The sequence below is a fragment of the Luteimonas gilva genome (genome assembly GCF_005239095.1).
Lineage (GTDB): Bacteria > Pseudomonadota > Gammaproteobacteria > Xanthomonadales > Xanthomonadaceae > Luteimonas_C > Luteimonas_C gilva.
Genome location: NZ_SZUA01000001.1, coordinates 792706 through 807311, shown reverse-complemented (window position 1 = coordinate 807311; position 14606 = coordinate 792706). Strand labels below are relative to the sequence as shown.

At 66.8% G+C, this 14606-nt stretch carries 13 protein-coding genes and 4 tRNA genes; 14 read left to right on the top strand and 3 right to left on the bottom strand.

The genetic code is table 11. The features are described 5' to 3' along the window. Positions 1-27 precede the first annotated feature (27 nt). Positions 28-540 carry a rhodanese-like domain-containing protein gene (locus tag FCE95_RS03695; RefSeq protein WP_137265625.1) on the bottom strand — a complete coding sequence of 171 codons (513 nt, stop codon included), beginning with the start codon at positions 538-540 and terminating at the stop codon, positions 28-30. Positions 541-691: 151 nt separating this feature from the next. Between FCE95_RS03695 and FCE95_RS03690 the strand changes: the two genes are divergently transcribed. From FCE95_RS03690 to FCE95_RS03630, 13 genes are all read left to right on the top strand, one after another. Then, positions 692-3085, top strand: coding sequence for a DNA internalization-related competence protein ComEC/Rec2 (locus FCE95_RS03690; RefSeq protein WP_189644627.1), 2394 nt, complete (start codon positions 692-694; stop codon positions 3083-3085). A gap of 2 nt (positions 3086-3087) precedes the next feature. Further along, the gene (locus FCE95_RS03685) at positions 3088-3762 is read left to right on the top strand and encodes a MotA/TolQ/ExbB proton channel family protein (RefSeq protein WP_137265623.1); all 675 of its coding nucleotides are present in this window, start codon (positions 3088-3090) and stop codon (positions 3760-3762) included. A 16-nt stretch (positions 3763-3778) separates the two neighbouring features. Continuing rightward, complete coding sequence (locus FCE95_RS03680; protein WP_137265622.1) at positions 3779-4201, top strand: ExbD/TolR family protein; 423 nt, start codon at positions 3779-3781, stop codon at positions 4199-4201. Continuing rightward, positions 4198-5970 carry a lipid A export permease/ATP-binding protein MsbA gene (gene msbA / locus FCE95_RS03675; protein ID WP_223266758.1) on the top strand — a complete coding sequence of 591 codons (1773 nt, stop codon included), beginning with the start codon at positions 4198-4200 and terminating at the stop codon, positions 5968-5970. The genes FCE95_RS03680 and msbA overlap by 4 nt, the downstream gene beginning before the upstream one ends. Further along, positions 5967-6962 carry a tetraacyldisaccharide 4'-kinase gene (gene lpxK, locus FCE95_RS03670; RefSeq protein ID WP_137265621.1) on the top strand — a complete coding sequence of 332 codons (996 nt, stop codon included), beginning with the start codon at positions 5967-5969 and terminating at the stop codon, positions 6960-6962. Before msbA ends, lpxK begins: the two co-directional genes overlap by 4 nt. A 181-nt stretch (positions 6963-7143) precedes the next feature. Further along, entirely contained in the window at positions 7144-7923 is a 780-nt protein-coding gene (gene kdsB / locus FCE95_RS03665) for a 3-deoxy-manno-octulosonate cytidylyltransferase (RefSeq protein ID WP_137265620.1), read from the top strand. Continuing rightward, positions 7924-8400 (top strand): low molecular weight protein-tyrosine-phosphatase, encoded by a 477-nt coding sequence (locus tag FCE95_RS03660; RefSeq protein ID WP_137265619.1) that lies wholly within the window; start codon positions 7924-7926, stop codon positions 8398-8400. A 25-nt stretch (positions 8401-8425) separates the two neighbouring features. After that, the gene (locus FCE95_RS03655) at positions 8426-9844 is read left to right on the top strand and encodes a hypothetical protein (protein ID WP_137266429.1); all 1419 of its coding nucleotides are present in this window, start codon (positions 8426-8428) and stop codon (positions 9842-9844) included. Continuing rightward, on the top strand, positions 9841-11694 hold the full coding sequence (gene uvrC, locus FCE95_RS03650) for an excinuclease ABC subunit UvrC (RefSeq protein WP_137265618.1): 1854 nt from the start codon (positions 9841-9843) through the stop codon (positions 11692-11694). The genes FCE95_RS03655 and uvrC overlap by 4 nt, the downstream gene beginning before the upstream one ends. Then, positions 11691-12335: a CDP-diacylglycerol--glycerol-3-phosphate 3-phosphatidyltransferase gene (gene pgsA, locus FCE95_RS03645; RefSeq protein ID WP_137265617.1), complete on the top strand. Its 645-nt coding sequence runs from the start codon at positions 11691-11693 to the stop codon at positions 12333-12335. The genes uvrC and pgsA overlap by 4 nt, the downstream gene beginning before the upstream one ends. Next, a tRNA-Gly gene (locus FCE95_RS03640) sits at positions 12326-12401 on the top strand. The genes pgsA and FCE95_RS03640 overlap by 10 nt, the downstream gene beginning before the upstream one ends. 109 nt (positions 12402-12510) lie before the next feature. After that, a tRNA-Cys gene (locus FCE95_RS03635) sits at positions 12511-12584 on the top strand. 151 nt (positions 12585-12735) lie between these two features. Then, positions 12736-12822 (top strand) — tRNA-Leu (locus tag FCE95_RS03630). 15 nt (positions 12823-12837) lie between these two features. On the opposite strand, the gene FCE95_RS03625 is transcribed toward FCE95_RS03630, so the two are convergent. Continuing rightward, a complete protein-coding gene (locus tag FCE95_RS03625; RefSeq protein WP_137265616.1) occupies positions 12838-13629 on the bottom strand; it encodes a hypothetical protein in 792 nt (263 codons plus the stop codon). A gap of 136 nt (positions 13630-13765) precedes the next feature. Between FCE95_RS03625 and FCE95_RS17000 the strand changes: the two genes are divergently transcribed. Further along, positions 13766-13844: transfer RNA gene (locus FCE95_RS17000), tRNA-Leu, on the top strand. 37 nt (positions 13845-13881) lie between these two features. Here the strand turns inward: FCE95_RS17000 and FCE95_RS03620 are convergent. Next, a complete protein-coding gene (locus FCE95_RS03620; RefSeq protein ID WP_137265615.1) occupies positions 13882-14529 on the bottom strand; it encodes a hypothetical protein in 648 nt (215 codons plus the stop codon). Between the last annotated feature and the right edge of the window lie 77 nt (positions 14530-14606).

Below are 14606 nucleotides of genomic sequence, written 5' to 3'. Positions count from 1 at the left end.
GGCTGAAGCCGCTCCCACAATTCGCATTCATTGGCGACCGACGTCGGTACCTTCGAACGCGATCTTGGCTTGGCGGATGTCGAGCAGCGGCCCCAGCTCATACACGTTTTCGTAGCCGTAGCTGTGCAGTACGTTATAGGTGTAGATGTTCAACGAAGCGGTGATGGCCTTCGAAGGGAAGGCGCTCGGCGCGTTGAGGAAGTTGTTGTTGCAGTAGATCAGGATCCGGGTCGATTTGTCCGGGATGATCTTTTCCAGCTCTTCGGCGGTGACGTCGGGAAAGCTGAGGTTCTTCGCGCCTTTGACGTGCAGCTGCGCGTACTTCTCGGCGCTGCGGGCATCCAGGATCACCGTGCCCGGCTCGCGTGCCATGCGGATGAACTCGTCCTCGGTGACGCGGTGGCGCTGCCGCGCCTCGCCGACGCGGGCGACTTGCGCGGCGAAGCCGTCGTAATCGATGTAGCGGTTGGGGATTTCCTGGGCGGCGGCGGAGCCGGCCGCGACGGACAAAAAGAACACCGCCATCGTCCGGATGCGCATGCCGTTCCCCCTGTCGTGTGCGACCCGATGGCCTGGCGAAGATTCAAAGCCAGCACCGGTTAACCACGGCTAAATCCGACCAGGTATTTCCGACAGCCGGCCGCGTGCGGCGCCGATGTCCGGACGAACGGCGCAGCGGGACAGTGGCGGCATGGCATCCATCCTCGACGAGACGCCGCCGCGGCCGCTGTTCGGTCCCGCGGCGGCATTGGCGGTTCTCGCCGGCATCGGCGCGTGCTTGTCGTTGCCGGCGCTGCCGCCATGGCCTTGCCTAGCTTTCGCTTTCGCCTGCGGTTTCGGCGCTTGGCTGCATGGCGACCGTTTGGCCGGCGCTTTCTCGCTGGGTTTAGGACTGGCAGGTCTGCATGCCGCCGCCGGCTTGGCGCAGCAGTTGCCGCAGGCGCTCGAGAATCAAGAGCGGATGCTGAGCGGCCGCATCGTCGGCTTGCCGCAAAGCGAGCCGCGGCGCACGCGCTTCCGGATGCGGGTCGACGCCGGCGCGGAAATGCCGCCGGCGTTGCGCGGCAAGGAAGTGCAGCTGTCGTGTTACGACGATTTCGATGCCGCCGAGCCGGGGCCGCGCACCGCGCTCGCCGCCGGCGCGCGCTGGCGCATTCGGGCCAGGCTGCGCGCGCCGCGCGGGCTGCGCAATCCGGGCGGTTTCGACAGCGAGGCTTATGCCTTGGCGCAACGCATCGCTGCGACGGGGTACGTCCGCGAGCCCGGACTCGCGCGGCCGTTGTCGCCGCCTGCCGGGATCGATGCCTGGCGCGAACGTTTGTCCCGGCGGATCGCCGCGCAAGTGCCGCAGGCGTCGTCGAAATTCGTGCGCGCCTTGGCCTTGGGCGATACGCAGGCGCTAGCCGATCGGGATTGGGAAGTCCTGCGTGCGAACGGGTTGACTCATCTGATCGCGATCTCAGGTTTTCACGTAGGCCTGGTCGCTGGTTTTTTCGCGCTGATCGCAGGCGCGATCTGGCGTCTGCATCCCGCTTGGGCGCGCTGTCTGCCGCGCCAGGATGCGGCCGGCGCCGCGGCGGTGGCCGGTGCTTTGACGTACGCGGCGGTCGCCGGTTTTGCGCTGCCGACGATGCGCACGGCGCTGATGATCGCGGTGGTGGCCGCGGCGCGATGGTCGCGCCGGCCGCAACGCGGCGTTGAATCGCTGGCCTTAGCGGCGATGGCGTTGCTCTTCGCCGATCCGCTGGCGGTGCTGGCGCCGGGTTTCTGGTTGAGCTTCGCCGGCGTGGCTTGGTTGTTGTGGTGCTTGCCGCCCAATCCCGGAGCGGTTCGCCGTCCAGTCCGCGATTTCTTCGGCGCGCAAGCCATCGCTACGCTCGGCTTGTTGCCGTTGTCCGCGACGCTGTTCGGACAGGCGTCGTTGGCCGGCCCCTTGGCCAACCTGGCGGCGGTGCCGTGGTGGAGCTTGGTGGTCGTGCCCTTATCGCTGCTGGGCCTGGGCGCGGAATCGCTGTGCGAAGGTACGGGCGCTTTTTTCTGGCGTTGGGCTGCGCGCGCGTTCGACGCGACTTGGCCCTGGTTCGAAGCGCTGGCCGACACGGGCGTGGCGGCTTATGGATTGCCGGAGGCGGCTTGGTATGCCTTGCCGCTGGCATGCCTGGGCGCGTTTTGGCTGTTGCTGCCGCGCGGCACGCCGGCCAAGCCGCTGGCGCTGCTGCTGTGGTTGCCGCTGCTGTGGCCGCAACGCGGTCTGCCGAAATCCGGAGAAGCGGAACTGACCACGATCGACGTCGGCCAAGGCTTGTCGGTGCTGGTGCGCACCTCGGAGCATGCGTTGCTGTACGACATGGGGCCGGCGGTGCGCGACGGCTACGACGCGGGAGAACGCGCGGTGCTGCCCACGTTGCGCGCGTTGGGCGTGCGCAGGCTCGATCGGATCGTCGTCAGCCATGCCGACAACGATCACGCCGGCGGATGGGAGGCGGTGCGGCGTTCGCTGCCGATCGCCGACGCGCTGGCGCCGCAGGGCTCGCGCGTGGCGCAAACCCGGCCGTGCCTGGCCGGCACGGAATGGCGCTGGGACGGCGTGCGTTTCCGCATCCTGCATCCGCCGCCGGATTTTCCGTATCTCGGCAACGAGGCCAGCTGCGTGCTGCGGATCGAAACCGCGCACGGCGCCGCGCTGCTCACCGGCGATATCGGCGAAGTGATCGAGCGCCGCTTGCTGCGGCAGGCGCGCGCGGACGTGCGCGCCGACGTGGTCTGGGTGGCGCATCACGGCAGCCGCGGTTCGTCCGATCCGGCCTTCGTCGCGGCGACGGGCGCGCGCTACGCGCTGGTGTCGGCCGGCTACAGCAACCGCTTCGGGCATCCGAATCCGGGAGTGGTGGAGCGCTGGCAGGAAGCCGGCGCCGGAGTGCCGACGACCTTCGAAAGCGGCGCTCTGCGGGTCCGCCTGACTGCGGACGGCATCACGCTGGCGGCTCGCCGCAGGCAGGTCCCCAGGCTTTGGGACGCGGTCCGGCGGCGCGAGCGGGTATCCTATCGCCAGGAATCGACGCGGCCCCTAGTGCCGGAAGGTTGAGCGTGCTGGAACTGGTCAAAGCGGGCGGATGGCCGATGATCCCGCTGTTGCTGCTGACGGTGGTGGGTTTGGCGATCATCGTCGAGCGTTTCTGGAGTCTGCGCCGCAAGGCCGTGCTGCCGCCTGGACTGGGCGACGAGGTGCGGGCTTGGGCTGCTCGCGGGCGCTTGGACCCGGCCCATATCGACTCGTTGCGGCGTACCTCGCCGCTGGGCACGTTGCTGGCGGCCGCCCTGGACGTCAGGCACAGGCCGCGCGAAGAGATCCGCGAGCGGGTCGAGGACGTGGGCCGGCATCTGGTCCACCGGATGGAGCGCTTTCTGAACACCTTGGGCACGATCGCGGCCGCAGGCCCGCTGTTGGGCCTGTTCGGCACGGTCGTCGGCATGATCCAGATGTTCCTGGGCATCCTCGACCACGGCGTGGGCGACGTGAACCAGCTCGCCGGCGGCATCGGCAAGGCCCTGGTCTGCACCGCCACCGGCATGATCGTCGCGGTGCCGGCGCTGATGTTCCATCGCTATTTCCGCGGCCGCATCGCCGAATACATCGTGGCGATGGAGCACGAAGCGATCGGCTTGATGGACACGCTGGATACGCGCCAGATCGCCGTGCCCGCCGAACTGCAGCCGACCGCGTCCGCGCCGCAGCCCGCCGCGCACGCCGGCCTGTCCTGACCGGGGCCGCTCAGGGATGCGCATCCGCGACCACCGCGCCGACGACGAGCCCGAGATCAACTTGGTGCCGTTGATCGACGTCATCCTGGTGTTGATCATCTTCTTCGTGATCACCACCACCTTCGACACGCGTTCGGTGCTGCGCCTGCAACTGCCGCAGGCCAAGGGCGAGCCGCCCAAGACCCAGCCGAACACATTGAGCGTGCTGGTCAACGCCGACGGCCGCTATTTCGTCGAGGACCGCGAAGCGCTGCGTACCGATGTCGAATCGCTCAAGCGCACCATCGTGGACGTCGCCGGCAACGACCGCGACCGGCCGGTGCTGCTGCGCGCCGACGGCCGCACCCCGCACCAAGCGGTGGTGACGGCGTACGACGCGCTGGGCCAGCTCGGCTTTCGCCAAATCATGATCGCGACCGCGCCGGAGACCCGCCGGTGAACGACAAGGTCGGCCCCTGGCCCACCTACAAGCGGCTGCTGGCGTACGCGCAGCCGTACCGTCCGTTGCTGCTGATGGCGCTGCTGGGCATGATCATCGAAGCGGCGGCGGGCGGCTATTTCACTGCGTTGATGAAACCGATCATCGACGAAACCTTCAACGTGAAGAACGTCGACCTCAGCTGGCGCCTGCCGCTGATCATCGTCGGCCTGTTCGTCGCGCGCGGCGTGGCCGGTTTCGTCACCGACTATTGCATGGCCCGCGCCGGCCGCAGCGTGTCGCGCGATTTGCGCAACCTGCTGCTGGGCAAGTATCTGCGCATGCCCGGCACGCGTTTCGACTCGGAAACGGTGCCTTCGATGCTCACCCGCCTGGGCGGCGACACCGAACAAGTCGCGCAAGCGGCCGTGGACGCGATGAAAGTGATGGTCAGCCAAGGCCTGCAGGCCGCGGCGATGCTGGCCGTGATGCTCTACACCAGTGCGCGGGTCACCGTGGCGATCCTGATCTTGGGTCCGGTCCTGGCCTTCGTGATGGACAAGGTCGGGCGTCGCTACCGCAACATCAACCACCGCATCCAGGAGGGGGCGGCGCGGATGATGCAGAGCGCGGCCGAGGCGCTGACCGGGCAGCAGGAAGTCAAGATCTACGGCGCGCAGAAAGTCGAGCTGGAACGCTACCGCACGCTCACCCAGAAGAACCTGCAGCTCAGCTTGAAGGTGGAGACCACGCGCTCCTCGGCTTCGGTGCTGGTGCAATTGATGGGTGCGATCGGGTTGGCGGTGCTGTTGCTGGTCGCCGGCCACGAAGCGGTCAAAGGGCGCCTGACGGCCGGCGATTTCGTCAGTTTGATGGTCGCGATGATGGCGATCATCCCGTCGCTGCGGCAGCTCACCAACGTGCAGAGCATGCTGCAGCGGGGCGTGTCTTCCGCAGACCGCTTGTTCAGCGTGCTGGACACGCCCGACGAAGCCGACATCGGCACGCGCAAGCTGGAGCAGGCGCAAGGTTTGATCGAATTCCGCGACGTGACCGCGCGCTACGTCGGCCAGATCGAGCCCGCATTGGACAAGATCAGCTTCACCGCGCGGCCGGGTACGGTCACTGCCATCGTGGGACGCTCCGGCAGCGGCAAGACCACGTTGGTCAAGCTGATCCCGCGGTTCTATCCGCCGGAAAGCGGCCAGATCCTGCTCGACGGGCACCCGGTCGAAGACTATCCCTTGGCCGACCTGCGCCGGCAGATCGCCTTGGTCAGCCAGAACGTGATGTTGTTCGACGAGAGCATCGCCGCCAACGTGGCCTACGGCGAAATGGCCGGCGCGACGCCGGAAGCTTTGGCCCAGGCCATCCGCGGCGCGAACGCGATGGAGTTCGTCGAGAAATTGCCGGACGGCGTCGATTCGTCCATCGGCGAGAACGGCGGCCGCTTGTCGGGTGGGCAGCGGCAACGCTTGGCCATCGCCCGGGCGATGCTGAAGGACGCGCCGATCCTGATCTTGGACGAGGCCACCGCCGCGCTCGACAACGAATCCGAACGCCTGGTGCAGGACGCGCTGCAGCGCCTGATGCCCGACCGCACGACGCTGGTGATCGCGCACCGCTTGTCGACCATCGAGCACGCCGACCAGGTGCTGGTGCTCGACCGCGGCCGCTTGGTGGAGCAGGGCACGCACGCCGAACTGATCGCGCGCGACGGCTTGTACGCGCACTTGCACCGCATGCAGTTCCGCGAACCCGCGCACGCCGCGGACACGGGCGAGGCATGAGCGGAAGCGGCCGACAGCCGCCGGTCTGGTGGTACGACGGCGGCGCGCCGCCCTGGCACGCAAAACTCGCCTCGGGCCTGTTCGGCGTCTTGGCTTCGGCGCGGCGCGGGCTGTATCGGAAAGGCTGGTTGCGTCGCGTCCGCGTCGGCGTGCCGGTCGTGGTGATCGGCAATATCACCGCGGGCGGCACCGGCAAGACGCCGCTGACCATCGCATTGGTGGAAAGGCTGCTCGCCGCCGGGCGCAAACCCGGCGTGGTCAGCCGCGGATACGGCCGGCAGGATGCGGGCCGCGCGCTGTGGGTGGAGCGCGACACCGACGCCTCGGCGGCAGGCGACGAACCTGTGCTCATCGCACGCCGTTGCGGCGTCAAAGTGCGGGTCGACCGCGATCGTGCCGCCGGCGCGCGCGCGCTGGCGGCCGCCGGTTGCGACGTGATCGTCTGCGACGACGGCTTGCAGCACTATCGTTTGGCGCGCGATGTCGAAATCGAAGTGATCGACGGCGCGCGCCGCTACGGCAACGGGCGCCTGTTGCCGGCAGGTCCGCTGCGCGAACCGCCCGAACGCGGCGCCGAGTGCGATTTCAGGGTGGTCAACGGCGGCGAAACGGGCTTCGGCGAATGGTCGATGCGGCTGCATTCGGACCAAGCGCAGCCGCTGCTCGGCGGGCGCGCGCGGGCGTTGGCGGGATTCGCCGGACAGCGCGTGCATGCGGTCGCCGGCATCGGCAATCCGGAGCGTTTCTTCGCCATGCTGCGCGGCCATGGCATCGCCGTGGTGCCGCACGCTTTTCCCGACCATCACGCGTACCGGGCCGAGGATTTCGCCTTCGGCAGCGACTTGCCGGTGTTGATGACGGAAAAGGACGCGGTGAAATGCGCGCCCTTCGCCACCGAACGCTATTTCCGCGTGCCGACCGATGCGGAACTGCCCGAGGCGTTCTGGATCGCCTTGCTCGACAAAATCTTTCGGCCGTCTCCAAGCCGATAGCCGCTTTGCTTTTCTTGCTCGTGTAGAGCGGAGCTTGCTCCGCTGCTCTTGTTTTCCCAGTGGATGTCGCGAAAAGCAGCGGAGCAAGCTCCGCTCTACACAAGCGCGATGGCTGGGCGCAGCGGAAACTTGCCCTCGGACCCGGCGGCGTGCAAAGTCCCTTTATGACGGTCCATCGCCCATGAACCCGAACCAAGCTGCCGATTTCATCGTCGCCATTCCCGCGCGCTACGCCGCCAGCCGCTTGCCGGGCAAGCCGCTGCGCCTGCTCGGCGGAGTGCCGCTGATCGCGCACGTCGCGCGCCGCGCTCTTGCTGCGGGCGCGCGCGAAGTGTGGGTCGCGGCGGACGACGAACGCATCGCCCGCGCGCTGGAAGGCGAGGGCGTGCGCATCGCCATGACCGCGCCCGAACTGGCCTCGGGCACCGATCGTTTGGCCGAATGCGCGCGCATCGCCGGCTGGGAAGAGCGGACGATCGTGGTCAACCTGCAGGGCGACGAACCGTTCGCGCCGGCCGAAGGCATCCGCGCCGTGGCCGCGTTGCTGCGATCCTCGCAAGCCGAGATGGCCACGCTCGCCGCGGAAATCGCGCAAGCCGACGTTTTGTTCGATCCGAACGCGGTGAAAGTGGTGCGCGCCGCGAACGGCGACGCCCTGTATTTCAGCCGCGCGCCGGTGCCGTGGGCGCGCGACGCGTTCGCGGCCGACCGCAGCCGCCTGCCGTCTCCCTCGGCATGGTGGCGCCACATCGGCATCTACGCTTACCGGGCCGGCGATCTGCGCCGGTTCGCGGCGATGCCGCCGGGACGATTGGAAACGATCGAATCGCTGGAACAATTGCGCGCCCTGGAGGCCGGTTGGCGGATCGCGGTCGCACCGACGCCGGTACCTTTCCCACCGGGCGTGGACACGCCGGAAGACTTGGCGCGGGCGGAGGCTCGGCTGGCGGAGGCGGGCTGAATGCGATTGCTGGTGGTGTGCCTGGGCAATATCTGTCGCTCGCCGATGGCCGAAGGCTGGCTGAGCGCGCGGATCGCGCAGACGCCGGACTTGGCGGGCCGCATCGAAGTCGATTCGGCGGGCCTGGGCCGATGGCATGTCGGCGATCCGCCCGATCCGCGCGCGATCGCCACGGCCGCCGCGCACGGCATCGACATCTCGGGTCAGCGCGCTCGCCAGCTGCGCGCGGAAGATTTCACGGCCGATAGCTTGATCCTCTGCGCCGACGTCGGCGTCCTGCAACAGGCTTACCGGCGCGGGCCGGCGACGTCGGTCGCCGGCCTGCATCGCATGCTCGAGTGGGCGGGTCTGCCGGCGCCGTGGGACTTGCCCGATCCTTACCAAGGCGGACCGGCGGACTTCGAAGCGGTCTGGAATCGGATCGACGAGGCCGGCGAGCGGATGATCGGCCGCCTGAAACGCGAGCTTGGCGCATAATCCCGCCATGCCCGGCAATGGACCGATGAACGCGACGATGACCACCGCTGCCCCGGAACTGAGCGACCGCCTCGCCTGGCCGGGTCGCGCGCAGGCGCTGCGCATGGCCGATTTGCGCGGTGCGCCGACCGTGCTCTTGTTCGGCTGCGCCAGCTCCGCCTGGACCCGGCAGCGCTTGGACGACATGAGCCGCTTGCTGCGCCGCCACGGCGATGTCCTGCAAGCGGTTGCTTTGCTGGTTCCGCGTTTCGATGCGGAGCGCGATCCGCGCCATCTCCAGCAATTGCAGTCCGAGCACGCCCTGGGTTTCCCGCTGGCCTTGGATGCGGATTGGACGGCCTGGCAGCAGTTCGGGATCGAATCCTGGCCGACCCTGTTGTTGCTCGATGCGGAAGGCCGCGAACGCCGCCGTCTGGTCGGAGCGGGCCCGGTCGGCGAACTCGCCGAGTTGGTGCAGGCCTTGGTCGCCGAGGCGCCCGAGGCGGCGCAAAAGGACAAGACCGCGCTCAACGGCAACAAGCGCGGCGCCATGCCGGATTTGCCCTTGTCGTTCCCGACCGCGATCGCGATTGGGCAGGGCAAGCTGTATCTCGCCGATACCGGCCACCACCGGATCCTGGAGTGCGACTTCAACGGGCGCATCCTGCGCCAGTTCGGCAGCGGGGCCTACGATTATCTGGACGGCAACGCCAGCGTCGCCGCGTTCCGCCGACCGCAGGGCTTGGCGCTGCAGCGCGAGACTCTGTTCGTGGCCGATACCGGCAACCATGCCCTGCGTCGCATCGACTTGCGCAGCGGCGAAGTCCACACGCTGTGCGGCAACGGCGACGGACCTTCGCAGGCCGGCACCGCGACCATCGATCAGCCTTGCGGCTTGCAAGCCTCCAGCTCGCACTTGTACGTGGCGATGGCCGGCGACAATCGCATCTGCGCTTACGACCTCTCCAAGGGCGTGCTGGAAACCGTCGCCGGTTCCGGCTTCTTCGCGATCAACGACGGCAACGGCCTGTTCGCCGCGTTCGCGCAGCCCACCGGCCTGGCCCTGCGCCAGGACGTGCTGTATGTGTGCGATGCGGCGGGCTCGTCGATCCGCGCCGTTTATCTGCGCGATCAGCGCGTGCAGACCCTGGTCGGCCAGGGGCCTTACGATTTCGGCAACATCGACGGGCCGCGCAGCATCGCCCGCCTGCAATGGCCGCGCGCGATCGCGCTCGATCCGCACGATCCTTTGTTGTGGATCGCCGACGCCGGCAACGACCGCATCTGCACGCTGCGCCTGGGCGGCGGCGTGGTGAGCGGCTACAGCCTGCCGCAACGCCTGCACAATCCCGGCGGCATCGCCTGCGGCGACGACGCGTTGTGGATCGCCGACACCGGCGCGCACGCCCTGCTCAGACTCGACGGTCGCGACGGCACTCTGCGTCACGTACCGGTAGGCGAATGACCCGAGCGAAAGAAACCGGCTTCGACGGCAAGGCCTTCGTGCGCCAGCTGAGCAGGTCTCCCGGCGTTTATCGGATGTACGCGCAGGACGACAGCGTGCTGTACGTCGGCAAGGCGGGCGTACTGCGCAACCGCGTCGCCAGCTATTTCAATTCGGCGCCGAAAACCGCGCGGACTACGGCGATGCTGGCCCAGGTCGCGCGGATGGAAGTCACCGCGACCCGCACCGAGGGCGAAGCGCTGCTGCTGGAGAACCAGCTGATCAAATCGCTGCGCCCGCGCTACAACGTGCAGTTGCGCGACGACAAAAGCTATCCCTACGTGCTGCTGACCCAGGAGGAGTGGCCGCGCCTGGCCTTCCACCGCGGTCCGCGCAATCTGCCGGGACGCTATTTCGGGCCGTATCCCAGCGCCGGCGCCGTGCGCGAGACGCTCGGCACCATGCACAAATTGTTCAAGCTGCGCAGTTGCGAGGACAGCGTGTTCCGCAACCGTTCGCGGCCTTGCCTGCAATACCAGATCGGCCGCTGCAGCGCGCCTTGCGTCGGCTTGGTCGAAACCGGCGATTACGCCGACGCGGTCCGCCGCGCCGCGCTGTTCCTCGACGGCCGCAGCGACGAGCTCGCCGACGAACTCACCCGGACGATGGAAGCCGCCAGCGAACGCCTCGATTTCGAACAGGCCGCGCGCATGCGCGATCTGGTCACGACCTTGCGCAAACTGCAGGCGCGGCAATACGTCGACGGCAAGGCGGCCGAGCTGGACGTGCTGGCCTGCGCCATGCGCGGCAGCGCGGCCTGCGTGCTGCTGCTCGCCTTCCGCGACGGACGCAACTTGGGCACGCGCGCCTTCTTCCCGAAAACCAACGGCGTCGACAGCGCCGAAGAAGTGCTGTCGGCGTTCGTCTCGCAGTACTACGCCGAGCAACCGGCGCCGCGGGAGATCGTGCTCGATCGCGACATTCCCGATCGCGAACTGATCGAGCACGCCCTAGGAGCGGAAGGCGGCCGCAAGGTGCAGATCAAGACCAGCGTGCGCGGCGAACGCGCCGGCTACTTGGATTTGGCCAAGCGCAATGCCGAACTGTCGCTGGCCACCGAGATATCCAGCCAAGCCGCGCAGGGCGCGCGCCTGGAGGCGTTGCGCGAATTGCTGCAGTTGGAAGCCGCGCCGCAACGGATCGAATGCTTCGACATCAGCCACACCATGGGCGAGGCCACGGTCGCGTCCTGCGTCGTGTTCAACGAACAAGGGCCGTTGCGCAGCCAATACCGGCGCTACAACATCGCCGGCATCGAGCCCGGCGACGACTACGCGGCCATGCATCAGGCGTTGGAGCGGCGTTTCCGGCGCGCGGTGGAAGAGGGCGGGGTGCTGCCCGATCTGCTGCTGATCGACGGCGGCGCGGGCCAGCTCGCCCAGGCGCGCGGGGTGCTGGCCGACCTGGGGGTGGACGGCGTCCGCCTGGTTGGCGTGTCCAAGGGCGAGGGCCGCCGCGCCGGCCACGAGACCCTGGTGCTGCCCGACGGGCGCGAATTGCGTCCGGGCCCGGACTCGCTGGGCCTGCAGCTGATCCAGCAGGTCCGCGACGAGGCCCACCGTTTCGCCATCACCGGCCATCGCGGCCGCCGCCAGAAGGCTCGCAGCAGCAGCCGTTTGGAGGACATCGCGGGCATCGGGCCGCGCAGACGCGCTAATCTGTTGCGGCATTTCGGCGGTTTGGCGGGCCTGAAGGCCGCGGGCGTTGAGGAGATCGCTCGGGTCGAGGGAGTGAACGCCGCGCTGGCCGAACGCATCTACGCCGCGCTGCACGGGCTTCCCGACCCCCAACAGGAACCAGGCCAGGGATGAAGTTGACGGTACCGACCATGCTGACCCTGCTGCGGATCGTGATGATCCCGGTGCTGGTCCTGGTCTTTTACTTGCCCTACAAGTGGACGAACTTCGCTTCCGCCGCCGTGTTCGGCTTGGCGGCGCTGACCGATTGGCTGGATGGCTGGATCGCCCGCCGCTACCACCAGTATTCGGCGTTCGGCGCCTTCCTGGACCCGGTCGCGGACAAGCTGATGGTGGCTACCGCGCTGTTCCTGATCGTGCAGGGCCACCCGACCCCGTGGATGGCGTTCTGGGCGGCGGTGATCGTCGGCCGCGAGATCGCGGTCTCGGCGCTGCGCGAGTGGATGGCCGAACTGGGCCAGCGCGCCAAGGTCGGCGTGGCGGCGATCGGCAAGATCAAGACCGTGGTGCAGATGGTGGCGCTGCTGTGCCTGCTGTATTCGGTGACGCCGGAAAAACCGCCGCGTCCTGCGGCCTGGATGGGCGATCCCATTTTCAAGATCGGCGACTGGTTGCTGGCCGTGGCCGCCTTGTTGACGCTGTGGTCCGGATACGCCTATCTGCGCGCCGCATGGCCGGTTTTGCGCGCGGGCGAAGGCGTAGCTGTTGACAGGCCCGCCCGAGACGTTAAAATTCCGCCTCTTCCGCGGGAATAGCTCAGTTGGTAGAGCGCAACCTTGCCAAGGTTGAGGTCGCGAGTTCGAGTCTCGTTTCCCGCTCCAGATCCAGCAACCCCGGCTTGCCGGGGTTTCGTTTTATCGGGGCACGGGTTTCCGGCGCATCCGTGCAATCTCAGCGCCCAGGCCATAAGCTTGCGCTGAACGAGTCACCGGCCTGGTGGCAGAGTGGTTATGCAGCGGACTGCAAATCCGCGTACGCCGGTTCAATTCCGACCCAGGCCTCCAATTCTTCAGCATCTTGCGACAGTGGCCGCTCCGCAAAATCAGGCTTCGCTCCGCAAATTACTCAGTCCGGATAAACCCGCCAGGTGCGGGTTTTTTGTTGCGCGCTTAACATGCGTATCGCCTTGGCCGTCAAAGCGCCCGGGCCGCCCGCGCCCGGGTGGCGAAACTGGTATACGCAAGGGACTTAAAATCCCTCGGCCGCAAGGCCATGCGGGTTCGACCCCCGCCCCGGGCACCAATTAGGCGAACGAATTCAGCCACGAGTGAGTTGTTTCAGCCACTTCAAGCTGTGCGGATGCCCCGTGATGCCGATGAGCCAATATCGGCACGGCTGGTACAACTGTTCGACGGAATAGGCGGGAAACGCGTTTGCGAGATCTTTGCGCACGAAGAAGGCGTTTACGCCGCTCATGTTGCAGCATACGAGGGTGTAGTCGGTCAGCCTGTCGACCCAGGACTGCAACGATGCGCCGTAATAGTCGTCATAGGCCCAGCCATGATCGGGCGCATAGTCCATCTCGAGCCTTGTCGGCGGGGGAAATTTGCCGTTGTATTCGACGCAGACGAGCTTGGGCGCTATCGTCCGCAGCGCTTCGCGAACGAGATGGATGTCGTTCCCATCGGTATCGAACGAAAAGAAGTCGATGTCTCCGGTACCCAGGTAATCCCGGAATTCGGACATCAGGGCGGAGACGTTTTCGAGCGTGACGAAAGAATGCTGCGCCCAAAGGGATTTGCTTTTCAGGGTCTCCAGCTCTTTTTCGATGTGCCGGATATTGGTGGGATCCCCGTCTACCCAGCAGCCCCGATAGCCGTCGAGGGCGAGTTGGTGGGTATTGTTCTCCAGGCCATTGCCGCAACCGATTTCGACGAAGGTCTTCGAAAGCGAGACCGACGACGAGATGAGGCGCAGGCATTCCCGAATGATGCCGTCCTCGTCGCATTGCGAATAGGAATTCCAGCCGCAAAGGGCAGGGTTGCCTGGAGTGGTGGCTGCGATTTCGGCCCGCCATAGCTCGATTTCGTGGATCGATTGTGGTCTCAAGAGCTTTCCTAAATAAACGGTATGCGAAGTATTCGTGCCGAACGGCCTCGCGACCCGTTGGAACGGGGCGCAAGGGTCGGGCGGCAGAATAGAGCATGCTTCGGAACCGGTCGAGGCGCGCGCCGGATCCGACCGCGCTCGGATGGCGAAACGGGTATACACAAGGGACTTAAAATCCCTCGGCCGCAAGGCCATGCGGGACCCCGCCCCGGGCACCTCTGCCGAGTATGAATTCGTTGTTGGGCTTTGCTTTCAGGCTACCCAAAGCCCTCTCTTCTTCTCCACCACCCAGCCGTTGGGCGTGCGTTGCAGATAGAGCAGAGTGCCTGTCCCGCATAAGCCATCGCAGCGATGCTCCAGATAGACGAGCGCATGGGATTTGTCCGGAGTGAGTACGGGCAGAGAGGCTTCAACCCATCCCGCAGTGTTTGGGTAGCGATCGTAGAACGCTTTCCAGGAACGATAGTGGGTGAGTTTGATAGTCTCGGAGGCATTTACGACCCGGACTCTCGGTAAGCCTGCAAGATCGATTGGGCGGCGCGAAGCGTTTGCGCGCAAAAGATCGTCGCGGAGCTTTTTTGAAACGAAGTTACCGATCCTGGGCGTTTCTAAAGCATCCAAAGGCGCGCACTCGCTCACTTCGGCCGCGCTTTGGACTCCGAAGCAAAGGCTTGTGGAAGAAACCAGAATATCCCGTGGCGCTTGCGGTCTCACCGCCTCGCTTCGGTCCGGTGGCGGCGGCGGAACTCCTCGGTAGTTCATCTCCGCGAGCGATGCGGCGATGATTGCCCTGGCCTCCGGTCCGGTCGCGACGGATGAGCGCGTCGTTTCGATGCCCGAGCTGCAACCTCCGGCGGCAAGGTATGCGGCTATGACGAGTGGCGCTATGAATGTTCGCATGATCCCTTCCTCCGGGCGCTTGGATGATAACGCCCCCATCGATGGAGGGTTGCTGGGTCGCGCGCGAGCCAATTTCT